A 17,687-nucleotide genomic window follows, 5' to 3' on the forward strand; every position below is an offset into this window, starting at 1 on the left:
CTTGCACTCTAAATGTTACTTAAATAACATAACATCATCCATTATGTTATACACCTAACAGCCCAAAAAACGATGATCTCTGCGTCATTTTTAAAATCGCTCTATGTTTACCGTCAGCGAAATGTTATTATTCTAACATTGTTCACATTCTGCTTTGTTTAAACCTCAATAAGGAATAGAGATGACTACCGAAAACATTGATTACGCCCGTTATGTCGATCACACCCTGCTGGCCATGGACGCGACCGAAGAGCAAATTGCCAAGCTCTGTGAAGAAGCGCAGCAGCACAATTTTTATGCCGTGTGCGTAAACTCCGGGTACGTACCGCTGGCGGCGCACCTGCTGCAAGAAAGCGAAGTAAAAATTTGTTCCGTGATCGGTTTCCCTCTGGGTGCCGGCCTGACCGTAACGAAAGCCTTCGAAGCTAAAGCGGCGATTGCGGCCGGCGCGCAGGAAATTGATATGGTGATCAACGTAGGTTGGCTGAAAAGCGGCCTGCTGGATGAAGTCAAAGCCGACATCGCCGCAGTGCGCGAGGTTTGCGCGGCGATCCCGTTGAAGGTAATATTGGAAACCTGCCTGCTCAGCGATGCGCAGATCGTTCAGGTTTGTGAAATGTGTCGCGAACTCGATGTGGCCTTCGTCAAAACCTCAACCGGCTTCAGCACCGGCGGCGCTCGTGAAGAGCACGTTAAACTGATGCGAGCCACTGTGGGCAGTGAAATGGGTGTGAAAGCATCCGGCGCCGTGCGCGATCGCGCAACCGCCGAGAAGATGATCAAAGCAGGTGCCACTCGTATCGGTACCAGCTCTGGCGTAGCAATCGTTTCCGGTGATCAGGCTGCCGCCGGCAGTTACTGATAACCTGAGGCGCCCCGATACCGGGCGCACGCCGTGATAATCTGATGCGGGGCAATACGTCCAGCCAATAGGCTGAGTGCGTATTGCCCCGCATTTGTGTGTTCGGCCCTGGAGATTGGCTATTAACCCTGTGGGAAGACAGACTGATGGAAACGCGGCGCGAAGAACGTATCAACCGGTTAGTGCAGGCGTTAAAGCGCTCTGACAAGATCCACTTAAAAGAAGCCGCCGTGTTGTTAGGCGTTTCAGAAATGACCATTCGCCGCGATCTCAGCGCGGAGCCGGCCGCCGTGGTGTCGCTCGGCGGCTATGTGGTGGCCGATCCACGCAGTAACGGCGTGACTCACTATTTTGTTTCCGATCAAAAAGCCAAGCAAGTAACGGAGAAGCGCCGTATCGGCCTGCTCGCCGCTGCGCTGATCGGCGAAAACGACACGGTATTTTTCGATTGCGGCACCACCACCCCGGCGATTATCGACGCTATTTCCGATGAATTGCCCTTCACGGCGGTGTGCCACTCGCTGAATACCTTCCTGGCGTTGCAGGACAAACCGAACTGCAAAGTGATCCTGTGCGGCGGCGAATTCAAACCGAACAACTATATTTTCACCGCCGTCGGCCGGCACAACGAACTGGATCATATCTGCCCGAATATCGCCTTTATCTCCGCAGCCGGCCTGAGCCTCCAACATGGCGCCACCTGTTTTAACTTCGACGAACTGGAGATGAAGCACCGGGCGATGGCGATGGCGCAGCAAAAGATCCTGGTCGCCGACCACAGCAAGTTCGGTAAAACCAAGCCTGCGTGCATCGGCCCGTTGACCCAGTTCGATCGGGTGATTACCGACCGTCAGCCCGACCCGCTATTTGTTGATTTTTTCAACGAAAACGCCATCGCCATTCGTTTTTAAACCGCCTCTTACCGTCGGCCGCGACCGGCGGTGCTCTTCATCGCTCGGTTCAGCCCCGCCGCAAGCAGGACAAATAATGCGCAATTGATGCATTTATTTTTTTAACCGCACGCTAGATTCAGGTTAATAAAGCGCAACAACCTATCAGGCATATTCCCCCACTTCAGCAAAATCCGACGAAATATCGACGATTCATCCGGCTTGACGGCGCTTTTATAGGACAAATAGCAGCAACGTCGATGCGATAAATATCAACAAACATGCAACCATAACGCGCTAAATATGCCCAAATTAGTTTATTTATATGATGAATGGTTAAGCATTTTTATTCGCTATCCGGTTAACTAGTTTACCTGCGTTATTAGCGGGATATTTTCAATAAAACAAATAAAAATCATTAAGTTAATAGATATTTCACTTAAAAATACAATGTGATCTGCGTCACTAAAACTGCTTAATCCGGGTTTTTAGCTAGATCCAAACCTGCGCTTAAAATATATTGCTCGGCTTGCTGACAACAACAGCGTTTTATCAGGTTAAATATTGTTCGCACCGAATAAACATTGAAAGACTCTTGAGAGCGTTCTCAGTGCAAAATCTTACACAACTGCGCAACACATGCGTGAAAAACCAATAAAAAAGCAGTTACACGCACACATTACGCATTTGAGAGCATGATCACGGTTGTTTCCACTGTAAATCGTTATCTTGCCGCCAACAAAATCGGCAGGCACGGACCTTCCGGCAGCAGTACCGATGTAATGCCCTGATTCGGCGGAACGTCATTTGGTTAGTTATCCGACGCCTGCGCAAAAAGATAATTAGCATAATAAACAACCAGGGGGACGCCAGTTATCCCCGCAAGCAACACCTGATTCTTACCGATGTCGTATCTGAATTACGCCATTCGGTTTTAACCTTAAGTTTTGCCTTTAATTTTAAATTATCGTGTTCACTTCGGAGATATTTATGGACACTACACAGACCGGCACTATTGCCTCTGCGGCTTCTGGCTCCACCAGTACCTGGCGTAAAACGGACACCATGTGGATGTTGGGCCTGTATGGCACCGCCATCGGCGCGGGCGTTTTGTTCCTGCCAATTAACGCCGGCATCGGCGGTTTGATTCCTTTGATCATCATGGCCATCATTGCTTTCCCGATGACCTTCTTCGCCCACCGTGGCCTGTGCCGTTTCGTCCTCTCCGGCAAAAATGCCGGTGAAGACATCACCGAAGTTGTTGAAGAACACTTCGGCATCAGCGCCGGTAAGCTGATCACCCTGCTCTACTTCTTCGCTATCTACCCAATCTTGCTGGTTTACAGCGTGGCGATCACCAATACCGTCGACAGCTTCATTACCCACCAATTGGGCATGACCTCGCCACCGCGCGCCATTCTGTCGCTGATTCTGATCGTCGGCTTGATGACCATCGTGCGTTTCGGTGAGCAAGCCATCGTGAAAACCATGAGCATCCTGGTGTTCCCGTTTGTCGCCGTGCTGATGCTGCTGGCCGTATATTTGATCCCGAACTGGACCGGCGCCATCTTCGAGAACGTCTCTCTTTCCGGTGCAGGCACCGGCATGGGCCACGGTCTGGTGATTACCCTGTGGCTGGCGATCCCGGTCATGGTGTTCTCCTTTAACCATTCGCCGATCATCTCCGCCTTTGCCGTAGCCAAGCGTGAAGAGTATGGCCAGGAAGTTGCCGAGAAAAAGTGTTCTCGCATTCTGGGTTACGCTCACATCATGATGGTGCTGACCGTCATGTTCTTCGTGTTCAGCTGCGTACTGAGCCTGTCTCCGGAGAATCTGGCGGAAGCAAAGGCGCAGAACATCTCGATTCTGTCTTACCTGGCCAACCACTTTAACAACCCGATGATCGCTTACATCGCGCCGGTTATCGCCTTTATCGCCATCACCAAGTCGTTCCTCGGCCACTACCTGGGCGCACGTGAAGGTTTTAACGGCCTGATTGCCAAATCGATGAAGAGCCGTGGCAAAACCATCAGCACCAACAAGCTGAACCGCATCACTGCCATCTTCATGCTGATCACCACCTGGATTGTCGCGACCCTGAACCCAAGCATCCTGGGTATGATCGAAAACATGGGTGGCCCAATCATCGCCATGCTGCTGTTCCTGATGCCGATGTACGCTATCCGCAAAGTGCCTGCAATGCGCAAATACAGCGGCCACATCAGCAACGTATTCGTCGTCGTGATGGGCCTGATTGCCATCTCCGCTATCTTGTACAGCCTCTAATCAAGCTCCGCCGGCGCCCCGTGCGCCGGCTTCTCTCAGTACGGCCCCCCTTTACTGCACTAACGCCTAACACCTGAAGAAGGAGGCTAGACCATGGTCAGCGTTTTCGATATTTTCAAAATTGGTATCGGTCCATCGAGCTCCCACACCGTCGGCCCGATGAAAGCCGGCAAGCTGTTCACCGATGATTTGATTGCCCATCAACAGTTGATGGATACCACCCGTGTGGTAGTGGATGTGTACGGTTCGCTGTCTCTGACCGGCAAGGGTCACCACACCGACATCGCGATTATCATGGGGCTGGCGGGCAACCTGCCGCATGACGTGGACATTGACGGCATCGCCGGTTTTATTCGCGACGTTGAACAACGTGGCCGCCTGCTGCTGGCTAACGGCCGCCATGAGGTGGATTTCCCGTTGCAAGGCGGCATGAACTTCCACAGCGATAACCTGCCGCTGCACGAAAACGGCATGCGGATTCGCGCCTTTGCCGGTGAACAACTGCTGCACAGTAAAACCTATTACTCGACCGGCGGCGGCTTTATCGTCGATGAAGAACATTTCGGCCAACCCGCGACAAATCAGGTTCAGGTGCCCTACCCGTTCCGATCGGCGCGTGACCTGCAGCAACACTGCAAGGATTCAGGCCTGTCGCTATCCGGCATGGTGATGCAAAACGAGCTGGCGCTGCACAGCAAGGCCGAGATCGACGCCCACTTCGCCGACGTCTGGCAGGTGATGCGCGCCGGCATCGAACGCGGCATGAACAGCGAAGGCCTGTTGCCCGGCCCGATGAAAGTCCAGCGCCGCGCCGCCGCCCTGCGCCGCATGTTGGTCACCGGCGACAAGAACAATATCGACCCGATGAACGTGGTTGACTGGATCAATATGTTCGCCTTCGCCGTGAACGAAGAGAACGCCGCCGGCGGCCGCGTGGTGACTGCGCCGACCAACGGTGCCTGCGGCATTATCCCGGCGGTGCTGGCCTATTACGACCAGTTTATTCGCCCGGTGAATCCGAATTCCTATACCCGTTATTTCCTGGCTTCCGGCGTGATTGGCGCGCTGTACAAGATGAACGCGTCGATTTCCGGTGCAGAAGTGGGTTGCCAGGGGGAAGTGGGCGTCGCCTGCTCAATGGCGGCGGCGGGATTGGCGGAGCTGATGGGCGGTAGCCCGGCGCAGGTTTGCATCGCGGCGGAGATCGCCATGGAGCACCATCTGGGGTTGACCTGCGATCCGCTGGCCGGCCAGGTTCAGGTGCCTTGTATCGAACGTAACGCGATTTCTGCGGTGAAGGCGGTCAACGCCGCACGCATGGCGCTGCGCCGCACCAGCGAGCCGCGCGTGTGCCTGGATAAGGTGATTGAAACCATGTATGAGACGGGCAAAGACATGAACGCCAAATACCGCGAAACCTCGCAAGGCGGCCTGGCGATCAAGGTTGTGGCCTGTAACTGATAAAAGCGAGGGCGCAATGTTATCCATTGCGCCCTCTTTCATATTATTGCCGTTAACCGAAAACGCTGCCGAACCACTGGCTCAGCTTCATCATCACCATGTCCCAAATGCGGCTGAAGAAGTTGCCTTCTTTCACTTCCTGCATCACCACCAGCGGGTATTGTTCAATGGTTTTACCGTCAAGCTGGAAATCAATGGTGCCCACCACCTGGTTTTTCGCCAACGGCGCTTCCAGCGTAGGCTGATTCAGTTTGTAACTGGCTTTCAGATTTTTCATCTGCCCTTTCGGGATAGTGACCGCCGCATCTTTGGCGACGCCCAGCGGCACGTCGTTGATTTCACCGAACCACACGCGTTGGGTAACAAACGGCTTGTCGGTTTTGATCGGCGTGGCGGTTTCGTAGAAGCGGAAACCCCAGGTCAGCAATTTTTCACTTTCGCTGAAACGAATACGGTCGCTCGGCGCGCCCAGCACCACCGAGATCAGGCGCATCGGGCCGTCGGTCGCGGATGCCACCAGGTTATGGCCGGCGCCGCCGGTGTAGCCGGTTTTGATGCCGTCGACATTCAGGTTGGAACTCCACAGCAGGCGGTTGCGGTTAACCTGACGGATCTTGTTGAAGGTGAACTCTTTTTCTTTATGCAGCGCGTACTCATCCGGCACGTCGCGGATCAGCGCCTGGCTCAGCAGCGCCATATCGCGCGCGGTGCTGTACTGCCCTTCCGCATCCAGGCCATGCACCGTCAGGAAATGGGTATTCTGCAAGCCCAGTGATTTGGCGTAGTTGTTCATCAGGCCGACGAACGAATCCTGGCTGCCTGCGACATAATCGGCCAATGCGATGCTGGCATCATTGCCTGACTGAATGACGATGCCCTTGTTCAGTTCCATTACCGGCACCTGATCGCCCGGTTTGATAAACATCAGCGAAGAGCCGCGCAGCGCCGGGTTGCCGGTTGCCCAGGCGTCCTTACCGACGGTCACCATATCCTCCGGTTTGATCTTGCCGGCCTTGATGGCCTGGCCGATCACATAGCTGGACATGATCTTGGTCAGGCTGGCGGGATCGAGACGCGTATCGGCATTGCCCTCCGTCAGGATTTTGCCGCTGTTGTAATCCATCAGCACAAACGCCTTGGCGTCAACCTGCGGGGCCGCCGGCGCTTCGGCTGCCTGGATCGCAGGCGTAGCCAGCAACAGAATGCTGACGCTAAAGGTCAATTTCTTCAGGGAGGTGGATAAGTTTTTTTTCATCATGACGTCGCCAGAGTGTCCATTCAAATCATTGAAATAGCGTTAACTTTCAAACATGTTCACGTTTTCAGCCAACCAGCGAGAGTGGCTCGGCGCGCGTTTGCCAACCGCAGACTCCCTGCGGCCCCCCAACGGGGTGAGCGGCGCACCAAAAATGCCCTTGCTGTGAGTTTATTAGATTTATCTTATTTTTGCAGGGTTTAGCATGAATTTTCATCATTTTTACATAACTGTACGCTCTGTCGCGCAATTTGGATGAAAAGCCAGCCATCGGATGTTTTTTTATACCACTAACGGCTATACGGCTGCACATCTGAACCGCTGAACATCTGCGCATCCATACGTCCAAATCAGATTAATATATTCCAAAAATGCATATTGAGCGGTTATTTGTTCTTTTTAATGCGCTTATTCACAGCGCTATCATCCAGATAACGGTTTTTAAACCGAATTATCCTGGAGATTACCCATGGCAATACCGCACTCCGTCATCGACATGATCGGCAATACCCCGATGCTGGAACTGACCCAGTTCGATACCGGCCCCTGCCGGCTGTTCGTCAAACTGGAAAACCAAAACCCTGGTGGCTCGATCAAGGATCGCGTGGCGCTGTCGATGATCGAGCAGGCCGAGCGCGACGGCAGCCTGCAACCCGGTGGCACCATCATTGAAGCCACCGCCGGCAATACCGGCCTGGGGCTGGCGCTGGTGGCGGCCCTGAAGGGCTATAAACTGCTGCTGGTGGTGCCGGACAAGATGAGCCGCGAGAAGATTTTCCATCTGCGTGCGCTGGGGGTTGAGGTGGTGCTGACGCGTTCGGACGTGGGCAAAGGCCACCCGGCTTACTATCAGGATTACGCCAAACGGCTGGCGGATGAGATCCCCGGCGCTTTCTATATCGATCAGTTCAACAATCCGGCCAACCCTGCGGCCCATACCCGCACCACTGCGCCTGAACTGTGGCAGCAGATGGATAATCGGGTGGATGCCATCGTGGTCGGCGTCGGTTCAGGCGGTACCCTGGGCGGCCTGAGCCAGTATTTTGCCGACGTATCGCCGCAAACCGAGTTTGTGCTGGCCGACCCTGCCGGCTCGATCCTGGCGGACTATCTCGATAACGGCCAGATCGGCGAAGCCGGCAGTTGGCTGGTGGAAGGCATCGGCGAAGATTTCATTCCGCCGCTGAGCAACTTCAATCAGGTGCGTAACGCTTACCGCATCGGTGATACCGAAGCCTTCACCACCGCGCGCGATCTGCTGCGCAAAGAAGGCGTGCTGGCCGGTTCATCCACCGGCACCCTTTTAGCCGCCGCGCTGCGCTATTGCCGGGCGCAGACCGAACCAAAACGCGTGGTCACCTTCGTTTGCGACAGCGGCAACAAATACCTGTCCAAAATGTATAACGATCACTGGATGCTGGAACAGGGCCTGTTGAGCAAACCGCAGCACGACGATCTGCGCGATCTGATCGCCTACCGTCACGACGAGGGCGCAGCGGTGTCGGTCGCGCCGGAAGATACTCTGGCGATCGTTCATGCCCGCATGCGGCTGTATGACATTTCGCAACTGCCGGTATTGGAGGGCGATCGCGTGGTCGGCCTGATCGATGAGTGGGATCTGCTCAATGCGGTTCAGGCGGACGCCGGCCACTTTAGTCTGCCGGCCACCCGCGCCATGACCCAGTCGGTCAACACCTTGCAAAAAGAGGCCAGCTATCAGGATTTGCTCGCCACCTTCAATCACGGCCACGTTGCGGTGGTGCTCGACGGCGAGCGCTTCCTCGGCCTGATTACCCGGACAGACGTGCTTAACGCCTGGCGCCAAAAATTACGTTAATAAGGATTATTGTATGGCCAAGTTCGATACGTTGACCGTTCATGCCGGATACACCCCGGACGCCACCGGCGCAGTGATGCCGGCTATCTACGCCACTTCGACCTACGCCCAACCGGCGCCGGGCGAGCACACCGGCTACGAATATTCACGCAGCGCCAACCCAACGCGCACCGCGCTCGAAAGCGCCATCGCCGAGCTGGAAGGCGGCAGCCGCGGCTACGCCTTTGCCTCCGGCCTGGCGGCCTGCTCAACGGTACTGGAGCTGCTCGATCAGGGCAGCCATCTGGTGGCAGTCGACGATCTGTACGGCGGCACCTACCGCCTGCTGGAAAAGGTGCGTAGCCGTACCGCCGGTTTACGCGTCACCTATGTTTCCCCGGCGGACATTGCCGCGCTGGAACAGGCGATCGAGCCGGAAACCAAAATGATCTGGGTAGAAACGCCCACCAACCCGCTGTTGAAGCTGGCCGATCTGAGCGCCGTTGCCGCTATCGCCAAAAAACACGGGTTGATCAGCGTGGCGGACAACACTTTCGCCTCGCCGTATATTCAGCGGCCGCTGGAGCTGGGGTTCGATGTGGTGGTGCATTCCGCCACCAAATACCTTAATGGACATTCCGACGTGGTGGCCGGAGTCGCTGCCGTGGGTGATAACGCGGCGCTGGCGGAACAACTGGGCTTCCTGCAAAACGCGGTGGGCGGCATCCTCGATCCGTTCAGCAGCTTCCTGACGCTGCGCGGTATCCGTACGCTGGCGTTGCGCATGGAGCGCCACAGCAACAGCGCCTTGCGTATCGCCCAGTGGCTGGAAACCCAGCCGCAGGTGGAGGATGTTTATTACCCAGGCCTGCCGAGCCACCCGCAGCACGCACTGGCGGCGAAGCAAATGAGCAGCTTCGGGGGCATGATTTCGGTCCGGCTGAAAGGTGATGACGCCTTTGCGCGCCGGGTCATCAAGCGTTCACAACTGTTCACCCTGGCGGAAAGCCTGGGTGGCGTTGAAAGCCTGATCAGCCAGCCATTCAGCATGACCCATGCGTCGATCCCGCTGGAGCAGCGGCTGAAAACCGGCATCACGCCGCAGTTGCTGCGCCTGTCGGTGGGGATTGAGGATGTGGAAGATTTGATCGCCGATCTGCAACAGGCGCTGGCAGAATAATCCCCCGTCATGAACAAGAAGGCCTGGCTTACTGCCAGGCCTTCTTGTTATCCGCAGTCAAACGCCGACGACATCCTGATAGTGGCGCTGCGCCACATCGGGGTGGGAGCGGATCCGCCCCTTCAGATAGTTAAAGCCCACGTCGCGGAACAGCGGATTATGCGGATCGCTGGCCGGGCCGCGCGCCTCTGCCGCCAGTTGCGCAGGCAGTTGATACAACGGCACCACGGCGTCTAACCGCGCCCCCAGGAAGAAAGCGATCGACAGCCTGTCACTTCCCGCCGGCGGCGTCTCCACCCGATGCACCGTAGCGCGCAAATAACCGTTGGTCGCCAGTTCCAGCAGCTCGCCGATGTTGACCACGAAGGTTTCCTCGCGCGGCTCGGCGTCGACCCAGTTCCCCTCGCTGACCTCGACCTGCAAACCTTTCTGCCGGTCTTGCAGCAGGAAGCTGAGAAAACCGGAATCCTTATGGGCACCCACCCCCTGCCCGCTGGCGGTCGCTTCGCGCCCCGGGTAACGGATCAGCTTGATGTGTTCATTCGGCTTCTCGCCGTAGAGCGGGTCAAACGCTTGCTCCGGCAACGAAAGCGCCAGCGCAAAAGCGCGCAGTAACCGCAACGACATGCCGGTCATCGCTTGCTGCCATTGCAACAGCAGCGGTTTCAGTTCGGGCAGCGCCTCTGGCCATTGATTCGGCCCCTGCAATCGTGCCCAGCGCGGCGTTTCTTCGGCCAGTTGCAACGCCGGACGTTCCGCGCCGATATCAAACTGCTCGCGCCAGTCCGGCTGACCACGCGTCAACTCCGCTGCCGCACGGTTATAGCCGCGAAAGTGCGGCGAATGAACCATCTGCACAGCCAGCTTGTCCGCTTCCGGTAACGCGAAAAATTGCCTTGCCCGCTGCTGTAATTGCGCATTCAGCCGGGTATCGACGCCGTGTCCGCGCAGATAAAAGAAACCTACGTCACGCGCCGCCGCACGCAAGCCGTCGAGAAACGCCTGCCGCTGCTGCGCATCACCGTCAAGCTGCGAAAGATCCAACAGCGGCAGCGTCTTCAGCGTCAGTGGTGGTGTCATTGTCCTGTTCCTCGTCATCCCCAACAAAAACCGGGCCGGTATAAAGGCGAATTATCAACATTTTCAGCTCCTGAATGGCCTGCGTATGCCCCTATAGTTACCACCCAGTCTGACGGGCGAGCCAATATTGTTGCGTTCTAAGATATGCAAAGGTTCAACAAAATGACGTAAAACCGTCATCAATGTTTCTTATGCTCTGCGCAATTTCGTCGCCGCCACTGGCTGGCGGCATAGGGTATCCGCTATTGTTGTATTCAACCCCCCGTTTCCCTCCCTGCCTGCCGGAGAAATACTGATGGATTTAGCCTTGTTCGACCTGGATGAGACCCTGATTGATGATGACAGCGCCAGCCTGTGGATCCGTTGGCTGGTGGCGGAAGGGTTCGCACCGGCGGAACTGGAACAGCAGGAACAACAGCTGATGCAGCTCTATTACCAGGGTAAACTGTCAATGGAGGACTACATGCAGGCCACCCTGACGCCGCTGACCGGCTTAAGCACCCAGACGGTGGCCGGTTGGGTACAGCGCTATATCCGACGCGATATCCTGCCACGGGTTTATCCCGCTGCACGTGAGCGATTGCTGTGGCACCGCGAGCGCGGCGACTGCATTCTGGTCATTTCCGCCACCGGCGAACATCTGGTCGCGCCGATAGCCGAACAGCTCGGTGCCGATGGTGCGCTGGCGATTGGCGTCTCCATTGAAGACGGACGCTTTACCGGTGACACCTACGGCACCATGACCTACCAAAAAGGCAAGGTGATCCGCCTGAAGCAGTGGCTGGCGGAACACCCGGAGCTGAGCTTCGAACACAGCCACGGTTACAGCGACTCGCTGAACGACAAGGCGATGCTGGAATATGTCGACAGCGCTACGGTGATTAACCCAGACAGCGATCTGCATGCGTTGGCTGTCGAACACGGCTGGGAAGTGTGCCGCTGGGAACGCTGAAAGCGGGCAAAAAATGCCATCCGGATGTGACAAAACCCAAATTGTGGCGTAAGAATAATCACTTAGGTTTGTTAATCCGCTGAAGCTTAAAGAGGGGCTCTATGCTGACCATCTGGGGTCGTGAGAATTCAAATAATGTCAGGAAAGTGCTGTGGTGCGCCGCAGAGCTGGAGTTGAGCTACACCCATATCAATGCCGGCGGCGCATTCGGTAAGGTGAACGAAGAGCTCTATCGTTCGTTAAACCCGAATGGCCTGGTGCCGCTGCTGCAAGACGATGACTTCGTGCTGTGGGAATCGAATACCATCGTGCGTTATCTGGCGGCGAAGTTTGGCAGCGAGCCATTCTACCCGCAGGATCTGCAGGCGCGAGCCAGCGCAGAGAAATGGATGGACTGGACAACCTCCACTATCGTCGCGTCCTTTTCCATCGTGTTCTGGGGACTGGTGCGCACCAAACCAGAACTGCGCGACATGGCGAAAATCGAAGCGGCGATCGCCACGCTGGAAAAACACTTCGACGTGGTGGAAGCCACTCTGGGCAGCCAGCCTTATCTGTCCGGCGAAGCCTTCGGTTTCGGCGACATTACGCTCGGCAGCTTTGCTTACGCCTGGTTCTCCATGCCGATTGAGCGCCGTCCGCGCCCGAACATGGAGCGCTGGTACCAGCGGTTGACCGAACGCCCGGCCTATCAACGCGCCGTGATGAGCGAGTTAACCTGAGTGTTGCGCGCCCCGTTGGGGCGCTATGATTTCTCCGTCAGCCCGACACGCAACAGCTTGCCGTTATCCGCATCGGTTAACAGATAAATATAGCCATCCGGCCCTGTCCGTACCTCGCGGATCCTTTCCCCTCGCTCCTCCAGCAACCGCTGTTCGGCGATCACCTTGTCGCCCTGCAACGTCAAACGAATCAATGCCTCCTGCGCCAGCGCACCGATAAACAGCGAGCCCTGCCATTCCGGGAAACGGCTGCCGTTGTAAAACGCCATGCCGCTGATGCCCGGCGACACTTGCCAATAATGCAACGGCTGTTCGGTGCCGGCCACTTTCTGCCCTTTCGCCTCCGGGATCGCCAGACCGGAGTAATTGATGCCGTAGGTGGCGATAGGCCAGCCGTAGTTTTTGCCCGCCCGCGGAAGATTGATCTCATCGCCGCCGCGCGGGCCGTGCTCGTGCTCCCAGAGCGCTCCGCTCCACGGGTTCAGCGCCAGTCCTTGCGGGTTACGGTGACCATAAGACCAGATTTCCGGTCGCTTGCCGGCCTGGCCGACAAACGGATTATCCGGCGGCACCTCGCCGTCGGCAGTTAAGCGCACCACCTTACCTTGCAGCTTGTCCAAATCCTGCGCCGTCGGTCGTTGGTTATTTTCACCCAACGCGATAAACAGATAGCCCTGACGATCGAACGCCAACTTGCCGCCAAAATGGTTGCCGACCGACAGCTTCGGCTGCTGGCGGAAAATCACCTTGAAACCATCCAGCTGCCGGTTGTCTGCGCTCAGCCGCCCATAGCCCACTGCGGTGCCCGCCTTGCCGTCATCACCCGCTTCGGCAAAGCTGAGATAAACCCGACGGCTGTCGGCAAAATCTGGCGCCAACAGCACTTCCAACAGGCCACCCTGCCCTTCGGCATACACCTGCGGCACGCCGGTAATCGGCGCTGATAGCCCTTTGCCCTGCTGCCATAACCGCAAACGCCCCGGTCGTTCGGTAATTAACATCCCTTGTTCACCGGGCAAAAACGCCAGCGACCACGGGTGTTCCAGCTTGTCTTGCAACTGCGTTACCGCCGGGGCGGCCTGCAGCAGGCCACTGAATAACAGCAAACCGGCCATCATGGTCAATCGGGGCATGGCATCCTCCTGGACAAAAACCGACCCATTCAGTGTAGCCCAGCAGGTCGATTCCGACGTTTGTTTTAAATTTCAATATGTTGAATTTTAGCCAAACTGAGCTTAAGTTAACGGATTACTCAGGAGGAAATATGGATATCACCGTAACCGATACACTCAATGAAGACACCCTTGACGCCATCCGACAAGGCCTGAGGGCCCATAACAGCCCGTACATTGATGCCAGCCAGCGCAAACCGCTTGGCGTCTATACCCGGGATGCTTCCGGTCAGGTTGTCGCCGGGCTGACCGCAGAGACCTGGGGCAACTGGCTCAGCGTCGACTGGCTATGGGTGGCGGATTCGCAGCGTGGCACCGGGCTGGGCCGTAAAGTACTGCTGGCCGCCGAACAGGAAGCTATCGCCCGTGGCTGTCGTTACGTTCGTTTAGATACCTTCAGTTTCCAGGCGCGGCCGTTCTACGAGAAACTTGGCTACCAACTCCAGATGACGCTACAGAATTACCCGGTGGAGCATGAATGTTATTTGCTCACCAAAACCCTTATTGAATAACAGGTGGCCTGATGGAAACCGCAACCATGGTTGTGAACAGCGTGGCGTACAAAGCCGGTAAACGGCTGGGTGAAGTGACCATTGATGACATCAGCGACGTGGTCAAACAGCCGGATACCTTCGTCTGGCTCGGGCTTTGGCAGCCGGAGGACGCCTTTATGCGCAAGGTGCAGGAAGAGTTTGGTCTGCACGATCTGGCGATTGAGGATGCGCTGTGCGCCCACCAACGGCCCAAGCTCGAAGCCTATGGCGATTCGCTGTTTATCGTGGTCAAAACCGCGCAGTGGGGCGAGAACGAAGTCGAGTACGGTGAAACCCACTTCTTCGTGGGTAAAAACTTTTTGGTCACGGTGCGCCACGGCGCGTCACCCAGCTATGCGCCGATCAGAGCCAAAGCGGAGGAAAACCAGAAGCAGCTGTGCCACGGGCCCGGCTTTGCACTGTATTCGGTGCTGGACTTTGTGGTGGATAACTACCGCACCGTAGTGGCCAAATTCGAGGCGAGCATCGAAGGCATCGAAGCCAACATGTTCAAATCGGAGTTTGATCAAGCCGCCATTGAGAACGTCTATACCCTGCGACGGCACCTGCTGGCGCTGCGCAATGCCGCGTGGCCGATGGACGAAATCTGTAATCAACTCATCCGCCTGCATGAAGAGGTGATCCCGAAGGAACTGCGTGCCTACGTGCGGGACGTTCAGGATCATGCACGTCAGGTGGTCAGCAATGTCGACGACATGCGCGAAATGCTGACCAATGCGATGCACGTGAACCTGGCGCTGGTCACCGTTAAACAGAACGAAGTGGTGAAACGGCTGGCGGGCTGGGGGGCGATCCTGGCGATCCCTACCGTGGTTTTCAGCCTGTACGGCATGAACTTTGCCGACATGCCCGAGCTGAAATTCCCCTGGGCCTACCACGCCACCCTCGGGGTGACCGTCGCCGGCTGTTTCTTCTTGTATCAGAAACTGAAGAAATCCGGCTGGTTGTAAACGGCAACCCCGTTTTTCCAAATTACTCAGACTGTACCTGCGGTTGCGGGTTTTGCCGGGTCAACAGGCTACCAAGCACAAAGGCTACACCGCCCGCCAGCAGCCCGCCGTAAATCGGGCTGTTGGCCTCGATGCCGTGATAATACATCAGCCCCAACACGCACAGGCTACCGGCCAACATGCTCGCGATAGCGCCGGTGCTGGTGGCTCGCTGCCAGAAAATCGCCCCGACCAGCGGGATCAGCATGCCGCCCACCAGCAGATTATAGGCCAGCGTCAGTGCCGCCATGACATCCCGCACCAGAAACGCCAGCCCCAGCATAATCACGCCCATGATCAGGGTGGTCAATCGTCCGGCCGCCAGCCCGCCCGAAGGCTGCTTGCGGATCGCCGGCAACACATCTTCCAGCGCGATGGTGGAAGAAGCCAGCAGGCATGCGCTGGCGGTTGACATCAGCGCAGCCAGGGCGGCGGCGGCCACCAGCCCGCTAACGCCTGCCGGTAATACCGCCTGAGCGATGGCGGCAAAGGCGCCGTCGGTGTTGGCCAACTGCGGCAGGACAATCTTGCCCGCCATGCCGATCAGCGCACCTGTGACGCCATACAGCACACAGTAGACCCCGGCCCCCAGGCCGGCATAGCGCGCGACATTGGCGCTGCGGGCGGTAAATACCCGCTGCCAGATATCCTGACCAATCAGGATGCCAAAGAAGTAGATCAGGAAAAACACCAGTATGGTGTCCAGGCCGATGGACGACAGCTGATAATAACCGGCCGGCAACAGGTTGCCGAAGGCTTCCCAGCCGCCGGCCTTGACGATACTCATCGGCATCAGCACCAGCATCATGCCGACGGTCATGATGATAAACTGGATGATATCGGTGAGCGTCAGTGACCACATGCCGCCCAGCGTAGAATAGAGCACCACCAAACCGCCCCCCAGCAGAATTGACGTGGCAAAAGGCAGATCAAACATCACCTGCATCACGCTGCCGATGGCGATAATCGAGGTCACCGCCACCATCAGGTCATACGCCAACATGATGGCGCCGCTGGTGACCCTGGCGGCCGGGTGATAGCGGCGCGCCAACACCTGGCTGACGGTATACAACTTTAGCTGGAGCAACGGCTTGGCCAACACCGTGCTCAATACCACAATGCCCGCCCCCAGCGCGCCGCACAGCCACACACCCGAGATACCGTAGGTGTAACCCATCTTAACGCTGCCGATGGTTGACGCGCCGCCGAGCACCACGGCGGACAACGTACCAAGATACAGCCCCGGCCCCAGATTGCGACCGGCAACCAGATAATCGTCCTTGGTGGTGGCGCGGCGAACGCCAAGCCAACCCACCGCCCCTATCACCAAAAAATAAAACACCACTACCAGCAGATCGAGATTCATCGGCAACTCCGTAGGCTTGTTGTTATTTGAACTCAGGCGCAACGGCTCCGCCGGTCCAGGTTCGCAGCGTCTTATCTGTCAGGCAGAACGCACAGCATTTCAAACAGCAGGTTTGCCGCCAGCAGCGCGGTGTTACCGGAACGATCGTAGGGAGGCGACACCTCCACCACATCGGCGCCAACCAGATTCACCCCGCTGCACCCTCTGACGATCTCCAGCCCCTGCCAAACCGACAGCCCACCGACCTCCGGCGTACCTGTGCCCGGCGCAAACGCCGGATCCAGTCCATCTATGTCGAAGCTGAGATAGACCGGGGCATCGCCCATTTGCTCGCGCACCTCCGCCATCAAGGGTGCCAGCGAGCGATACCAGCAGGCTTCCGCAGGCACCACACGGAACCCCTGTCGCCGCGACCAATCAAAATCGTCCGCAGCATAACCGCTGCCGCGCAGACCAATTTGCACCACCCGCTGCGGCGCCAGCAGCCCCTCTTCATAAGCGCGGCGGAAAGTGGTGCCATGAGCCAGTTTTTCGCCAAACATCTCCTCGTTGGTATCGGAGTGGGCATCAACGTGGATTAACCCAACCGGACCATAACGACGGGCCACGGCGCGCAGGATCGGCAGCGTCAGCGTGTGATCGCCCCCCAGCGTCAGCGGAACGCAACCGTGGGACAAAATGCCGTTATAGGCCAGCTCAATGCGACGAACGCTGTCCTCCAGGCTGTAAGGATTAATGGCGATATCACCTAAATCGGCGACTTGCAGCCGTTCAAAAGGCGCGGCGCCGGTGCCCATGTTGTAGGGACGGAGCATCACCGACTCCTGGCGAATTTGCCGTGGCCCGTAGCGCGTTCCACTGCGATTCGAGGTGCCTATATCGAGAGGAATGCCGACAAAGGCCGCAGCCAGCCCCTGGGCATCATCGGCTACGGGCAGGCGCATCATGGTGGGGATGCCGGCAAAACGCGGCATCTCATTACCGCTCTGGGGTTGATTCAACATGTTTTTTCCTTTTCTCAGACGTCGAAAATGCCAACATTCAGATAACAAACACAGGCTACCCGCCGCCAGAAAGGGCTACCATTCCATCTTTGGAATGT

General features: G+C 56.9%; 15 protein-coding genes. 10 read left to right on the plus strand and 5 right to left on the minus strand.

The annotated features are described in order from the left end of the window. Positions 1-181: 181 nt before the first annotated feature. The 4 genes from deoC (at position 182) to SPL01S_RS11435 (ending at position 5,499) form a co-directional block, all read left to right on the plus strand. The gene (deoC, locus tag SPL01S_RS11420; RefSeq protein WP_012006065.1) at positions 182-862 is read left to right on the plus strand and encodes a deoxyribose-phosphate aldolase; all 681 of its coding nucleotides are present in this window, start codon (positions 182-184) and stop codon (positions 860-862) included. Between the two features lie 146 nt (positions 863-1,008). Then, positions 1,009-1,773: a DNA-binding transcriptional repressor DeoR gene (deoR, locus tag SPL01S_RS11425; RefSeq protein ID WP_063199828.1), complete on the plus strand. Its 765-nt coding sequence runs from the start codon at positions 1,009-1,011 to the stop codon at positions 1,771-1,773. A 969-nt stretch (positions 1,774-2,742) separates the two neighbouring features. Next, positions 2,743-4,038 (plus strand): HAAAP family serine/threonine permease, encoded by a 1,296-nt coding sequence (locus tag SPL01S_RS11430; protein WP_062870346.1) that lies wholly within the window; start codon positions 2,743-2,745, stop codon positions 4,036-4,038. A 93-nt stretch (positions 4,039-4,131) separates the two neighbouring features. Continuing rightward, positions 4,132-5,499: an L-serine ammonia-lyase gene (locus SPL01S_RS11435; RefSeq protein WP_063199831.1), complete on the plus strand. Its 1,368-nt coding sequence runs from the start codon at positions 4,132-4,134 to the stop codon at positions 5,497-5,499. Positions 5,500-5,551: 52 nt separating this feature from the next. Here SPL01S_RS11435 and SPL01S_RS11440 read toward each other — a convergent pair whose 3' ends face one another. Next, positions 5,552-6,757: a serine hydrolase gene (locus SPL01S_RS11440; protein WP_020438774.1), complete on the minus strand. Its 1,206-nt coding sequence runs from the start codon at positions 6,755-6,757 to the stop codon at positions 5,552-5,554. Positions 6,758-7,223: 466 nt separating this feature from the next. Here SPL01S_RS11440 and SPL01S_RS11445 point away from each other — a divergent pair, with 466 nt between their 5' ends. After that, positions 7,224-8,591 (plus strand): pyridoxal-phosphate dependent enzyme, encoded by a 1,368-nt coding sequence (locus SPL01S_RS11445; protein ID WP_063199834.1) that lies wholly within the window; start codon positions 7,224-7,226, stop codon positions 8,589-8,591. Positions 8,592-8,604: 13 nt separating this feature from the next. Further along, a complete protein-coding gene (locus SPL01S_RS11450; RefSeq protein WP_063199837.1) occupies positions 8,605-9,750 on the plus strand; it encodes a trans-sulfuration enzyme family protein in 1,146 nt (381 codons plus the stop codon). 57 nt (positions 9,751-9,807) lie between these two features. Here SPL01S_RS11450 and SPL01S_RS11455 read toward each other — a convergent pair whose 3' ends face one another. Further along, a complete protein-coding gene (locus tag SPL01S_RS11455) occupies positions 9,808-10,830 on the minus strand; it encodes an isopenicillin N synthase family dioxygenase (protein WP_004942491.1) in 1,023 nt (340 codons plus the stop codon). Between the two features lie 295 nt (positions 10,831-11,125). On the opposite strand from SPL01S_RS11455, the gene SPL01S_RS11460 reads away from it, so the two are divergent. Both SPL01S_RS11460 and SPL01S_RS11465 read left to right on the plus strand, forming a co-directional pair. Beyond that, positions 11,126-11,782, plus strand: coding sequence for an HAD family hydrolase (locus SPL01S_RS11460; RefSeq protein WP_004942490.1), 657 nt, complete (start codon positions 11,126-11,128; stop codon positions 11,780-11,782). Positions 11,783-11,883: 101 nt separating this feature from the next. Then, the gene (locus SPL01S_RS11465; protein ID WP_013812229.1) at positions 11,884-12,504 is read left to right on the plus strand and encodes a glutathione S-transferase family protein; all 621 of its coding nucleotides are present in this window, start codon (positions 11,884-11,886) and stop codon (positions 12,502-12,504) included. A 23-nt stretch (positions 12,505-12,527) separates the two neighbouring features. On the opposite strand, the gene SPL01S_RS11470 is transcribed toward SPL01S_RS11465, so the two are convergent. After that, positions 12,528-13,637, minus strand: a complete 1,110-nt coding sequence (locus SPL01S_RS11470; protein ID WP_063199840.1) for a PQQ-dependent sugar dehydrogenase — start codon at positions 13,635-13,637, stop codon at positions 12,528-12,530. Positions 13,638-13,768: 131 nt separating this feature from the next. Here SPL01S_RS11470 and SPL01S_RS11475 point away from each other — a divergent pair, with 131 nt between their 5' ends. Beyond that, positions 13,769-14,188: a GNAT family N-acetyltransferase gene (locus SPL01S_RS11475; RefSeq protein WP_013812227.1), complete on the plus strand. Its 420-nt coding sequence runs from the start codon at positions 13,769-13,771 to the stop codon at positions 14,186-14,188. Positions 14,189-14,199: 11 nt separating this feature from the next. Continuing rightward, complete coding sequence (locus SPL01S_RS11480; RefSeq protein WP_063199843.1) at positions 14,200-15,180, plus strand: magnesium and cobalt transport protein CorA; 981 nt, start codon at positions 14,200-14,202, stop codon at positions 15,178-15,180. 22 nt (positions 15,181-15,202) lie between these two features. Here the strand turns inward: SPL01S_RS11480 and SPL01S_RS11485 are convergent, their stop codons facing one another. Further along, the gene (locus tag SPL01S_RS11485; RefSeq protein WP_063199847.1) at positions 15,203-16,585 is read right to left on the minus strand and encodes a sodium:solute symporter family protein; all 1,383 of its coding nucleotides are present in this window, start codon (positions 16,583-16,585) and stop codon (positions 15,203-15,205) included. Positions 16,586-16,656: 71 nt separating this feature from the next. Next, positions 16,657-17,589 (minus strand): agmatinase, encoded by a 933-nt coding sequence (gene speB, locus SPL01S_RS11490; protein WP_063199851.1) that lies wholly within the window; start codon positions 17,587-17,589, stop codon positions 16,657-16,659. Positions 17,590-17,687 lie beyond the last annotated feature (98 nt).

Source organism: Serratia plymuthica NBRC 102599 (genome assembly GCF_001590925.1).
In the GTDB taxonomy this organism is placed as follows: Bacteria; Pseudomonadota; Gammaproteobacteria; order Enterobacterales; family Enterobacteriaceae; genus Serratia; species Serratia plymuthica.